We start from the raw sequence: 10,774 nt of genomic DNA, 5'->3' as shown, positions 1-10,774 counted from the left end.
GCTACAGAGAATGCTTCGCGGCTGAAATTGCTTGAGTGAACCGCATTACGAACAGTGTTTGGGCTTTTTTACTTTTCAGCACTCCAACAACTGATTAACTCCCCAACAATCCCGTAGCGTCCGCATCAAACAGTTTTTTGGTCTGGTTGGCAGCAGGCGTCAGCAGGGCAAGTAGTTTGGCCTCGTTATACAACTGCGTACTGGCCAGGCTCTTGGGTGTCGGTTCTATCGGAATAATGATGTCCTCATTACCGGCGTCGTTTGCATGCAGCCAGATCGCCACAAAGTGCAGTGCCGAGACAAACAACACTCTGAGCTCATAGGATTTCCCCTGCAGGCTCGCCGAGTTTTCTGCCAGGTTCAGCGCACTGACGGTGGCGGGGGCCATCGCGCCATGGTTCAGCGATGAGAACTCGACATGGCCGTGTACTTCGGCCAGTTCGGCATCGGCAATGGTCGTTCCATCGGAAAACACCAGGTAGTGCCAGTTACCTTGGGTGGCCGCTTTCAAGCCTTTACCCTGGGTCAGGTCTTCCAGGCTCAGTGAATAACCACGGTAAGGCTCGGAGAGGCTGATTTTGCTCGGGACGGCATTTGCAAACTGGCGGTTGATGCCAAAGCCTTGTGTCTGCAAGGCTGCTTGAAGTGCAGGGCGCAGTGTTTGTACGCCGTTGGAAGGCGCCATTGGGTAAGAAAGTTTCATGCTGCCCTCCTAGTTTTTCCGGGTGAAGTAAGTGTTGGTCCAGTTGYCGCCGCCGTTGTATGAGCCGGGGAACGTATTTAATGCGCGCGTGGAATAGCCATAGATGGAATCTGCGACCAGTACATAGTTGCCATTGGTTCCATAAAACGTCAGGAAGTGAGCACCACCGCCATACCAGGCAACGCGTATGCCGATGGGTCTTCCCATGTTGATCTGGTTTTCGATGGCGCTCATTTGAATCGAGCCCTGGCTCATGCTGGCAAAGCTTCTGGTGGTCCTGAGGGCCGAGTCCAGATAGCCATAAACGTTGCAGGGGCCCGGCTGGTTGCAGCAGGAGTTCCTGTCGAGTTCATAGTTGGCGACGACGCATTGGCTCCAGGTCCCGGTGCCGTAATAGTTGCCAACAGACGCCGAAACTGCTGCCCAGCACCAGTTGGTCTGGGTTTGCCGCTGCATGCTGAAGCTGAGGCTGGCAGCGGCCAACGCTGCTGGCTCTACGGATGTTTCGATATCGGCCAGTTCAGGGTTGATAAGGTGTTGGGACAGGCATTTGGGAAGTGCTTCGCCGGTGGCGGAACTTTTAAGCTGTGTTTCTTCAGTCAGTAACATGATTCATCCTCCATGAATGAACGTAGCGTCCAGCTTGGGTATGTGTACCTTTTTGAAATAAAACGGCTTTGTCGTCAGTGAAGTATCGGCTTGCGCTATTTGCCATCTTCGATGGCCGGCTCCGATCGGGTCTCGCTGTAACCTTAGGATGCAATATGCGTTAGCGCAAATTTATAATGCGTTAATGCATTTTTTGTGGCGGACGTCTTCGAGTGGAGAGGGCGCTTGCACTCCCTCGCCCCCACCGGGGCGAGGGGCCGGCAGCATTACTCGCAGCCACAGTCTTTGGCGCTTCGCGCGGTCTCATAACGATCGTGATGGCGCACCCATTCCATGCCGTGCTCTTCGTTGCGGCCCTTGGGCGTCAGGTCGAGGAAGTTATAGGCACCGACCAGCAAGTCCAGGCCGCGAGCGTAGGTGGAATAGGTGTGGAAGATTTCCCCGGCGTCATTGCGATAAAACACGCTCAGCCCCGGCAGTTCGCCTTCAGTGCTGGTGCTTTTTTCGTAGTTGTAGGTCGCGGTGCCGTCCGCGAGTTCCTGATCGCTGATGGTCACCTTGTAGTCGGCGTTGAAGTCACTGCCGGCCGATGAGACCCATTTGAATTTCCAGCCCATGCGTTTGCGGAACGCCTGGAATTCTGCCAATGGCGCGTGGGAAACCACCACCAGTGAAACGTCGTGGTGGGCCAGGTGCAGGTTGGCGCCGTCGAAGTGGTCGGACAGAAACGAGCAGCCATGACAGCCTTCTTTCCAGCCCTTGGCAAACATGAAGTGATAGATGATCAACTGGCTGTTGCTGCCGAAAAGATCGGCGAGGCTTTGCCGCCCGTCGGGGCCTTCGAACACATAGTTCTTGTCGACTTTCACCCAGGGCAGTGCGCGACGTTCGGCGCTAAGTTTGTCGCGTTCCCGGGTAAAGGCCTTTTCGTGGATCAGATGCTGTTTACGGGCCGCGAGCCATTCTTCTTGGGACACGACCTTGTGCTGTTGCACGCTGTTCATGACTTTCCCTCCTGCGAGGTTGGCGTGTTGTGGCTTACACAGCCTAGTCGTTTGATCGACGCTGTAATCGACAAGCCGCTGATCGGTTGTCGCTGACATCCGCCCGCATGACAACCTGGCTGAACGGCTACTGATAGCGCCGGTCACAACCTATGAGAGGCCTCTCACTGTCTGGCTGGAGGTTGATATCGGATGACGGCTTATAACTGGGATTTGCTTGAACGAATGCTGCACGAAGTGCAGAACGGCGCCGACCACAGCTTTGCCCCGCGCGTCTATGCCGAGCAGCATGCGGCAGAGAAGGCGGCAGAGGGTGAGCCCATCGGTAATCTGGATGAGCTGAAAGTGACCGCCACCGAATATGAAAAGCTCCTGCTGGATCGTGGCTATATCGAGTCACGCCCCGAGAGCGAAGGGGGTAACGGCGAGAATTTCATCCTGACGCCGCGCGGTTCGAGTCTGCTGTGCATGATCGACAGCAGCATTGAGGGCAATGACCATCCACGGCAGGTGCTCGACGAGCAGGTGGATGCACTGGACCCCGCGACCTTTGATGAAGTGGCGTCTAAAGTGCAGATCGCTTAAGACGCTCCTGCGACCTTCAAGCACTTCAATGCGCTGAAATCGCTGCGCATCTGGTCGATTTTTTTCAGCAAGTGCTGGCGTTGATCGGCGGTACTGTCGGCCATCAGGTCGACAATCAGGCTGCGCGCCTGGGCTTCGGTGTGGGTGTAAGCCTGGCGATAGGCCGGCGTCCATAAGGTCTCGCGATCGACCAGCAGGGTTTTGATGCGTTGCGCAAAGTCGCTGCTGTGGCGTTGTTCCACTGCTGCGCTGAACAGTGCCTGCCAATGAGCGCGGTTGGCGAGCCATTGCTGATTTTGCTCGCCCAGTGCGTTGGCCCAGGCAACAACGCGTTGCRCCTGCGTATTGCTGAGCGGGCCAAGCCAGTAGGCCAGGCGCTTATCCATCCGCTCGATGCGATGTTTGATCTGCTGTGCCAGCGGCGCTTTGAGGTATTTCTGCTGATTCACGCGCTGGTCTTTGGCAAAGGCCTGCTTCATCTCGTTGACCTGCTGGTCATTCAGCCCTTGCAACAACTCGACCGCCGACGGGGTGATTTCCCGGGCGGTCTGGGCAATGGCTTGTTTGGCTTCCTTGATACGGGCTTGCAGTGCGGCGTCTGTGACTTGATTGGTTTCGACCATCTGCTGCAAACGGTCGAGCCAGTCGACGTAGCCGGGTATTTGCGTGGAGCAATGCCAGCTGAGGTGTTCCTTGAGACGTTCGTTGAGCCAGCCTTTCTGCTCGCTGTTCATGTCCAGGTAGTCGCTGAGCGTCCAGGGAATGATGATGTCGAGATTGTGGTAGGCCAGGCTCACTCGGTTGCAGGCCGGTAGTGAAAGGCACAGGGTCAGGAGCAACGTCAGGTGTTTCAACCAGCGCGACATGAGGCAATCCTTGCAAGGGCGTAGTTCTGGTGTCTGAATGCAGGATGGACCCGGCTGTTCAGCTGATCAAATAGAACGCGCGTTTGGTCTTGAAGGATGTTGCTGGGGAGGAGGGTTYCAGTCCTAGCGCTTCGAAGCTCAAAGCGCTTAGGGACCAGGGTGACGCGAGGGGGGTGTTACTTTTTGCCCAGGGTGATCTGATTCATAAGTTACTGTTCGCAATAATCACCTAAGCTGCTGTTTTGAATAAGAACGCAGGCATGAAAAGTATCCTGTATGGCTTGTCGATATCAGCAAAAAGCACCTGAACGGTCTGACGAGCGGGCCTTGGTCTGGCGCAAAACCCAGGAAAAATGAGCCTCTCAGAGGATTTTTCTTCGCAAGCAAGCCGGCCGTCCAACAGCACCGGCAAAACCGGGTAGAATGGCGTCCAAGCAATGAGGGTATTGGAAATGGCTTTAGTCGGGCGCTACAACAGCTTGCAAGTGGTTAAACACACTAACTTTGGTTTATATCTGGACGGTGGCGCGGATGGCGAAATCCTTCTGCCGAATCGTTATATTCCCAAAGATATTCCCAGCGAAGATGAAGACTGGCTGAACGTTTTTGTTTATCTGGACAGCGATGACAAACTCATCGCAACTACTGAAAAACCGAAAGTTCAGGTCGGTGAATTCGCCAGCCTTAAAGTCGTTGAAGTCAACAGCATCGGTGTGTTTCTCGACTGGGGTCTACCCAAGGACCTGCTGCTGCCGTATTCCGAAGAAAAGCGTCAGATGACTGCGGGCGAATACTGCGTGGTGCACGTCTACCTCGACAAGCACACCCGCCGTATCACCGCGACCGCGCGTCTGGATCGCTACCTGGACAAAACCCCGGCCAGCTACAAACCTGGCCAGGAAGTTGACCTGCTGGTAGCCGAAGCGACCGACATGGGCTTCAAGGCGATCATCAACAACAAGCATTGGGGTTTGATCCACAAGAACGAAATCTTCAAGTTCATGCGTGCCGGCAAGGAAGAGAAGGGCTTCATCAAGGAAGTTCGCGCCGACGGTAAGATCAGCCTGAGCCTGCAGCCCGTGGGTGAAGAAGCCGCCACCAGCCTGAACTCGAAGATTCTCGCTAAACTGCGCGACAACAACGGCACTTTGCCGGTCAGCGACAAGAGCGACCCGGCGCTGATCAGCAGCCTGTTCGGTGTCAGCAAAGGCAACTTCAAGAAGGCCATCGGCGCGCTCTACAAGAACGGCCAGATCGTCATTCATGCGGATCGCATTGAACTCAGCTGAGCCGAGCTGACCTGACCTGATTGCCCCGGCCAAGTACCGGGGCATTTTGTTTTTAGTGAGTAACTGCCATGTCGTTAACCGTTCGCGAGGTTTCGCGGTGATTGCCACTCGGCGCAGCGCCGATGGTTTTGCCCTGCAAGTGATGCTCGGGTTGTGTCTGATCTGGGGTATCCAGCAGGTGATGATCAAATGGGCGGCGGCGGACATCGCACCGGTGATGCAGGCCGCCGCACGTTCCGGAATTTCCGCATTACTGGTGGGGTTGCTGATCTGCTGGAAGGGCGGCTGGAATCAGGTTGGCAGCACCTGGCGCGGCGGTTTGCTGGCGGGTGGTCTGTTTGCCACCGAGTTTTTGTTTATCGCCGAAGGTCTGAAACTGACCACGGCGGCGCACATGTCGGTGTTCCTCTATACCGCGCCGATCTTCACCGCATTGGGCGTGCACTGGCTGCTGCCAAGCGAGCGTTTGCGGCGGTTGCAATGGCTGGGGATCCTGCTGGCGTTTATTGGTATTGCCGTGGCATTTGCCGGGGGCGTGTCCTGGGACAATCTGGACCGGCGGATGCTGCTCGGCGATGCGTTTGGCGTTCTGGCCGGGGCCGCCTGGGGCGCGACGACGGTGGTCGTGCGCGCCTCGCGGTTGTCGGAAGCACCGGCGACCTTGACCCTGTTTTATCAACTGATCGTCGGTTTTCTCGGCCTGCTGCTGATTGCCGCGCTAAGCGGGCAGATCACCCACGTCCACCTGACTAACGTGGCGGTGGCCAGCGTGCTGTTCCAGGGGCTGGTGGTGTCGTTTTTCAGCTACCTGACGTGGTTCTGGCTGCTGCGCCGTTACCTGGCGTCGAACCTCGCGGTGTTCTCCTTCATGACGCCGCTGTTCGGTGTCACCTTCGGGGTGTTGCTGCTCGGTGAGCCGTTGAGTGTCAACTTTGTCGTCGGTGCCGTGCTGGTGTTGCTCGGCATCACCTTTGTCAGCGCAGAACAGTGGGTGCGCCGTCGTTTGCGCACAATGCTGGAGCGTTGAGTGGACGCAGCAGCAAACCACCGGCTACCAGCAGACCGCTGCCCGCCACCATCAACGCCGGTTGCAAGCCACCACTGAAGTGGCTGCTCAGCGCTGCCAGCAATGGCCCGCTGAGCTGACCCACGGCAAAACACGCGGTCAGCAGGCCGGCATTGCGCTGGGTGGCCTGCGGCGCCAGTTCTCGCGAGCGCTGCATCACCAATTGCATGCAGGCCAGAAACGGCGTGCCACAGAGAATCACCCCCAGGGCCAGACCTAGACCGCTGCCCAGCAGGCAAGCGAAGACCCCGGCCGCTTGCAGCCACAACGTCGCGATCAGCCAGTGACGGGTGGCATTAGGGTTATGCCGGCGCAAACTTACCAGCAGCACACCGATGGCGGACGCCAGGCCAAAACACGGCCAGAACAAATCGGCCAGCCATTGGCCGTGAAAACGGGCACTGGCCATCTGCGACAGAAAGGTCGCAGGAATGATGTAGCCCAGACCGTACAGCGCGTAGATCAAATCCAGTCGCGGGATACCGACACTCTTTGAAACGCCGGCCGTGGGGGTGGCTGCCGCGCTCGCGGTCGGTTGCGGCAGGATCGGCAGAATCACCAACAGCATTGCCAGGCCTACACCGGCATACACCAGCCACAAGGTCGCGGAGCTTTGTCCCAACAGGTTCGAACCAAGAGCGAGCAAGCCCGTCAGAAAAATCCCCAGGCCCGGCCCGGCGAATACCAGTGCGCCGAGCCGTGGACGTCCGGCAGCCATCGCCAATGGCTGACTCAACGCGGTGATCATGACCAGCACCCAGGCGCTGGCGACGCCGGTACCGAAGCGCAAAACCAGATGCGGCCAGAAGCCCGTGGCCCAGAACGAGGCGAGGGTCAGTAGCACGCACAGCCACAATCCGCCGAGCAGGCGCCGACGAACCTGCTCGGGGCGATGGGCGAACATCGCGTCCACGGCACCGATGAAGTAGCCCAGGTAATTTGCCGCCGCAATCAGACCTGCGGCAGTCAGGTCGATCTGACCTTCGCTGAGCAAATGCGGCAGCTGCGGAGTGAGCGCAAAGCGCCCAATGCCCATGGCCATCATCAAGGCAATGAAACTGGCGAGTAAGCGTACAAGCGGCGACATGATCAGGATTCCTGCAGCGGAGCAATGACCGTCAGGCTAGGACTGATTGACTTTCTTTAAAAATGAATAATAGTGAGTAACTTGTTCTTATTTGGAGAAAGGTGTGGAATTCAGCCAATTGCGCATCTTCCAGGCGGTGGCCGAGGAAGGTTCCATCACCCGCGCCGCCGAACGCTTGCATCGGGTGCCGTCCAATTTGTCGACCCGGCTCAAGCAGCTTGAAGATCAGCTGGGTGTAGAACTGTTCTTGCGTGAGCGTCAGCGTTTGCAGTTGTCGCCCGCAGGCAAAGTACTGTTGGACTACACCGCCAAGCTGTTTGCCCTGCATGACGAAGCCCACGCAGCCGTGCAGGGCGGGCAACCGGCCGGCGATTTCGTGCTGGGCACCATGTACAGCACCGCGGCGATTCATCTGCCGGGTTTGCTGGCGCGCTATCACCGCACTTATCCGGCGGTGAACCTGCAAGTGCAGTCGGCGCCCAGCGGCGAATTGCTCGAAGGCCTGCTCACCGGGCGTCTTGACGCCGCGCTGGTCGATGGCCCGCTGCAACTGGCCGGGCTCGACGGTGTGCCGCTGTGTGACGAAAAACTGGTGCTGATCAGCGAAGCCGATCACCCGCCGGTACGCAGCGCGCTGGATGTGCAGGGGCGCTCGGTGTTCACCTTTCGCCAGGGCTGTTCCTACCGGATGCGCCTGGAGGCCTGGTTCGCCCATGATCATGCGGCGATGGGCCGGGCAATGGAAATCGAGTCCTATCAGGGAATGCTGGCGTGTGTGATTGCCGGCTCCGGCGTGGCGCTGATGTCCGAGTCGATGCTGGCCAGTCTGCCGGGACGCGAGAGTGTGGCCGTGCATCCGTTGGCCGAACCTTTCGCCAGTGCCACCACCTGGCTGATGTGGCGCAAGGGTATGCTCGGCGCCAATCTCAATGCGTGGATCGAGGTGCAACAAGCGGCGTTCGGTGGTGGCCGACCGATGGGGGCTGATTTTGATGAATTCGGTAACAGATCTTTGCCTATTGAGGCGAGCATTGCGTAAGACTTCGGACTACTATCTGTATGAAGCGTCTATAGAACCTGGTCGCTCAGCACTACCCTGAAGGGGGGGCACCATGAAAGAGAAACTGCAAAACTGGCTCCATGACCTCGGTGTCGCGCTTGGTTTGATCGAACCACCTCTGCAACCCGTGCCAATCCGCACCGACGATGAGCAACGCCGCCGTCAGCAACGCCGCCGGTAAACGAGGTAAGGCGTAAAGGAATCGCAGCCTTCGACCATCGCGTCGGAGGCGCGAGAGTGCCGCGCTCGCGCACTCGCTTTAAGCGTGCTGTTGCAGCCAGTGGTCAATCATCGTGTGCAACTTCTCCCCCGAAAAACTCCCGAAATGTCCGCCATGCACCGTGCGAATCGGCAACGAGCGCAAGCGTTGCAGGCTGCGGGCGTAATCCTCAAGGTTGGAATGGTAGGCGTCTTCGACCAGCGGTCCGTCGTAGATGATGTCGCCGCTGAACAGCGTGCCGGTGGCAACTTCAAAAAGGCTGATACCACCCGGTGAATGGCCGGGAGTGTGCAGCACCTGCAAGGTTCGATTACCCAGGTCCAGCACGTCACCTTCTTCGATCAATCCCGTGGCGGGTGCGGCTTTGACCCGGTATTCGGCGTAGCACAGCGGGCAATCGGGGTGGGCTTCGAACATCTCGTCGCCGACAAACGCCCTGGAAAGGGTGTTGTCGCCGTCGGGTTCGGCGAGGATCTGTGCTTCGGCCGGATGCACCAGCCGTTCGGGGAATTCGTGATGACCGGCGATATGGTCGAAATGGCAATGACTGGCCACGGCCACCAGCGGCCGGTCGGTCAGCCAGGGCAGTTGCTCGCGCAGGCTGACCAGGCCCGAGCCGCTATCGAGCAGCAGGTCTTTGTCGCGGCCCTGAATGTGCCACAGGTTGCAGCGGTAGAACGGTCGAATATAGGGCTCGTGAATCAGCCGAATGCCGTCGCTCAGGTGTTTGACTTCGAACCATTGGTCGCGGCTGACGATTTTCATGGTGCCTTCCTCCAGGCGAAAAAAACGGGTGCAGCAACCGACGCTGCACCCGCCGAAGAAAAGGTTCAAGCCATAATTGGTTTCAGCTTATATCGCGTTCGCCACGGCAACCGGGCGAGGGGACAGCAGGCTGACCACGATGAAGCTCACCAGGCCGATCGCCAGGCTGTAGTAGATCGGGGTGTTGGCATCCAGGCCATCCTTGAACATGAACACCAGGGCAATCACAAAGCCCAGGCCCATGCTGGCGATAGCGCCGGAGGTGGTTGCCCGTTTCCAGAAAATAGCCCCGATCAACGGCACCAGCATGCCGCCCACGGCCAGACCGTAGAGAATGCAGTAGAAACCGGAAATGGTGCCTGCATACTGAGCGACTTTTTCGTTCTTGGCGGTGAACACCCGTTGCCAGATGTCCTGACCGATCAGGATGCCGAAGAAGTAGATCATGAAGTAAGTGATGATGGTGTCCCAGCCGATGGTGGTGAAGCTGAAGCTGGATGCCGGCAGTTTCAACACCAGCTCATCCCAGCCACCCACGCGGTACAGGCAGATCGGCAACAGGATGAACATCAGGCCGACGGTCTTGATCACGAACTGAACGATGTCGGTCAGGGTCAGCGACCACATGCCGCCGATGGTCGAATACACCACCACCACGCCACCGCCGAGTACTACCGAAATCCAGAAGGGCAGGCCGAACAGCACTTGCAGCACGGTGCCGATCGCGAGGATCGAGGTCACGCCGATCATCAGCGCGTAGGCCAGCATGATCACCGCACTGGCCTGGCGGGCCATCGGGTTGTAACGCTTTTCGAGGATCTGGGTAACGGTGAAGATTTTCAGTTTGAGCAGCGGCTTGGCCAGGAACAGGTTCAGCGCGATGATCCCGCAACCCAGTGCGGCGCAGAGCCAGAAACCGGAAATACCGTGGACGTAACCCAGGCGAACGGTGCCCACCGTCGATGCGCCGCCCAGTACGGTAGCGGCCATGGTGCCCATGTACAGGGTTGGACCGAGGTTACGACCGGCCACGAGGTAGTCTTCGTGGGTCTTGGCCTTGCGCATGCCGTAATAGCCCAGCACGAGCATGCCGGCGGCATAGATGAGTACAACGAATAAATCCAAAGCCATGAAGCGTGTCTCCGATTGTCTTTCTTATAAGAGCTTTGCAGGTGCGAGGGTTCTTGCGTGTAGTAAGCGAAGCAGGCATCGGCGCTGAAGCACGCGGGGGGAGTGTTGCGGACAAACGCCGACCCCGTCAGGTGGCGGCGTTCACGCGCTAATCACGTTCGCTTGGGGTCAAGCCTCAGCGGTGCGCCACGCCCGGCAGTACGCAGAGCATTTCGTACAGCAGGTTGGCGCCCAGCAGCGAGGTGTTGCCGGTGGTGTCGTACGGCGGCGAGACTTCTACCAGGTCGCAGCCAACCAGGTCGAGGCCTTGGCAGCCACGAACGATTTCGATCGCCTGAATGGTCGTCAGGCCGCCGATTTCCGGGGTCCCGGTGCCGGGTGCCCAGGCC

13 protein-coding genes are annotated in these 10,774 nt (G+C 58.3%); 5 read left to right on the top strand and 8 right to left on the bottom strand.

Annotated elements, in window-relative coordinates; translation table 11 throughout:
* Window positions 1–94 precede the first annotated feature (94 nt).
* From AC1DH9_RS19720 to AC1DH9_RS19710, 3 genes are all read right to left on the bottom strand, one after another.
* Window positions 95–703 (bottom strand): hypothetical protein, encoded by a 609-nt coding sequence (locus tag AC1DH9_RS19720; protein ID WP_427540697.1) that lies wholly within the window; start codon window positions 701–703, stop codon window positions 95–97.
* 9 nt (window positions 704–712) lie between these two features.
* Window positions 713–1,312, bottom strand: a complete 600-nt coding sequence (locus tag AC1DH9_RS19715; RefSeq protein WP_477808628.1) for a papain-like cysteine protease family protein — start codon at window positions 1,310–1,312, stop codon at window positions 713–715.
* A gap of 266 nt (window positions 1,313–1,578) precedes the next feature.
* Window positions 1,579–2,316 (bottom strand): DUF899 domain-containing protein, encoded by a 738-nt coding sequence (locus AC1DH9_RS19710; RefSeq protein WP_427540703.1) that lies wholly within the window; start codon window positions 2,314–2,316, stop codon window positions 1,579–1,581.
* Between the two features lie 192 nt (window positions 2,317–2,508).
* On the opposite strand from AC1DH9_RS19710, the gene AC1DH9_RS19705 reads away from it, so the two are divergent.
* Window positions 2,509–2,901: a transcriptional regulator gene (locus AC1DH9_RS19705; protein ID WP_427529804.1), complete on the top strand. Its 393-nt coding sequence runs from the start codon at window positions 2,509–2,511 to the stop codon at window positions 2,899–2,901.
* On the opposite strand, the gene AC1DH9_RS19700 is transcribed toward AC1DH9_RS19705, so the two are convergent.
* Window positions 2,898–3,767 (bottom strand): DUF6279 family lipoprotein, encoded by an 870-nt coding sequence (locus AC1DH9_RS19700; protein ID WP_477808627.1) that lies wholly within the window; start codon window positions 3,765–3,767, stop codon window positions 2,898–2,900. The two genes, AC1DH9_RS19705 and AC1DH9_RS19700, sit on opposite strands and share 4 nt — an antisense overlap.
* 452 nt (window positions 3,768–4,219) lie before the next feature.
* Between AC1DH9_RS19700 and AC1DH9_RS19695 the strand changes: the two genes are divergently transcribed.
* Together AC1DH9_RS19695 and AC1DH9_RS19690 are read left to right on the top strand one after the other, a co-directional pair.
* Entirely contained in the window at window positions 4,220–5,056 is an 837-nt protein-coding gene (locus AC1DH9_RS19695) for a CvfB family protein (RefSeq protein ID WP_262116753.1), read from the top strand.
* A gap of 97 nt (window positions 5,057–5,153) precedes the next feature.
* Window positions 5,154–6,083: a DMT family transporter gene (locus AC1DH9_RS19690; RefSeq protein ID WP_054596231.1), complete on the top strand. Its 930-nt coding sequence runs from the start codon at window positions 5,154–5,156 to the stop codon at window positions 6,081–6,083.
* Here the strand turns inward: AC1DH9_RS19690 and AC1DH9_RS19685 are convergent.
* Window positions 6,031–7,209: an MFS transporter gene (locus AC1DH9_RS19685; RefSeq protein WP_427540710.1), complete on the bottom strand. Its 1,179-nt coding sequence runs from the start codon at window positions 7,207–7,209 to the stop codon at window positions 6,031–6,033. The genes AC1DH9_RS19690 and AC1DH9_RS19685 overlap by 53 nt on opposite strands.
* Before the next feature lie 103 nt (window positions 7,210–7,312).
* Here AC1DH9_RS19685 and ptrR point away from each other — a divergent pair, with 103 nt between their 5' ends.
* Together ptrR and AC1DH9_RS19675 are read left to right on the top strand one after the other, a co-directional pair.
* Window positions 7,313–8,248 (top strand): putrescine utilization regulator PtrR, encoded by a 936-nt coding sequence (ptrR, locus tag AC1DH9_RS19680; protein ID WP_427540713.1) that lies wholly within the window; start codon window positions 7,313–7,315, stop codon window positions 8,246–8,248.
* A gap of 73 nt (window positions 8,249–8,321) precedes the next feature.
* Window positions 8,322–8,450: a PA1414 family protein gene (locus AC1DH9_RS19675; RefSeq protein WP_009042667.1), complete on the top strand. Its 129-nt coding sequence runs from the start codon at window positions 8,322–8,324 to the stop codon at window positions 8,448–8,450.
* A 78-nt stretch (window positions 8,451–8,528) separates the two neighbouring features.
* On the opposite strand, the gene AC1DH9_RS19670 is transcribed toward AC1DH9_RS19675, so the two are convergent.
* From AC1DH9_RS19670 to AC1DH9_RS19660, 3 genes are all read right to left on the bottom strand, one after another.
* Complete coding sequence (locus AC1DH9_RS19670; protein WP_427540716.1) at window positions 8,529–9,254, bottom strand: MBL fold metallo-hydrolase; 726 nt, start codon at window positions 9,252–9,254, stop codon at window positions 8,529–8,531.
* An 87-nt stretch (window positions 9,255–9,341) separates the two neighbouring features.
* The gene (locus AC1DH9_RS19665) at window positions 9,342–10,385 is read right to left on the bottom strand and encodes a sodium:solute symporter family transporter (RefSeq protein WP_477808626.1); all 1,044 of its coding nucleotides are present in this window, start codon (window positions 10,383–10,385) and stop codon (window positions 9,342–9,344) included.
* Between the two features lie 175 nt (window positions 10,386–10,560).
* The coding region (locus AC1DH9_RS19660; RefSeq protein WP_477808625.1) for an arginase family protein at window positions 10,561–10,774 on the bottom strand (214 nt) is incomplete at its 5' end.

This window comes from Pseudomonas sp. 05T35 (assembly GCF_056396605.1).
The sequence above is the reverse complement of the archived record's forward strand: the minus strand, read 5'-3'. Positions and strand labels throughout refer to the sequence as shown.

Excerpts from the sequence above, each read along its gene's own strand:
- AC1DH9_RS19695 (WP_262116753.1), top strand. The coding sequence starts at position 4,220 with ATGGCTTTAGTCGGGCGCTACAACAGCTTGCAAGTGGTTAAACACACT.
- AC1DH9_RS19720 (WP_427540697.1), bottom strand. The coding sequence starts at position 703 with ATGAAACTTTCTTACCCAATGGCGCCTTCCAACGGCGTACAAACACTG.
- AC1DH9_RS19685 (WP_427540710.1), bottom strand. The coding sequence starts at position 7,209 with ATGTCGCCGCTTGTACGCTTACTCGCCAGTTTCATTGCCTTGATGATG.
- AC1DH9_RS19670 (WP_427540716.1), bottom strand. The coding sequence starts at position 9,254 with ATGAAAATCGTCAGCCGCGACCAATGGTTCGAAGTCAAACACCTGAGC.
- AC1DH9_RS19665 (WP_477808626.1), bottom strand. The coding sequence starts at position 10,385 with ATGGCTTTGGATTTATTCGTTGTACTCATCTATGCCGCCGGCATGCTC.
- AC1DH9_RS19675 (WP_009042667.1), top strand. The coding sequence starts at position 8,322 with ATGAAAGAGAAACTGCAAAACTGGCTCCATGACCTCGGTGTCGCGCTT.
- AC1DH9_RS19705 (WP_427529804.1), top strand. The coding sequence starts at position 2,509 with ATGACGGCTTATAACTGGGATTTGCTTGAACGAATGCTGCACGAAGTG.
- AC1DH9_RS19710 (WP_427540703.1), bottom strand. The coding sequence starts at position 2,316 with ATGAACAGCGTGCAACAGCACAAGGTCGTGTCCCAAGAAGAATGGCTC.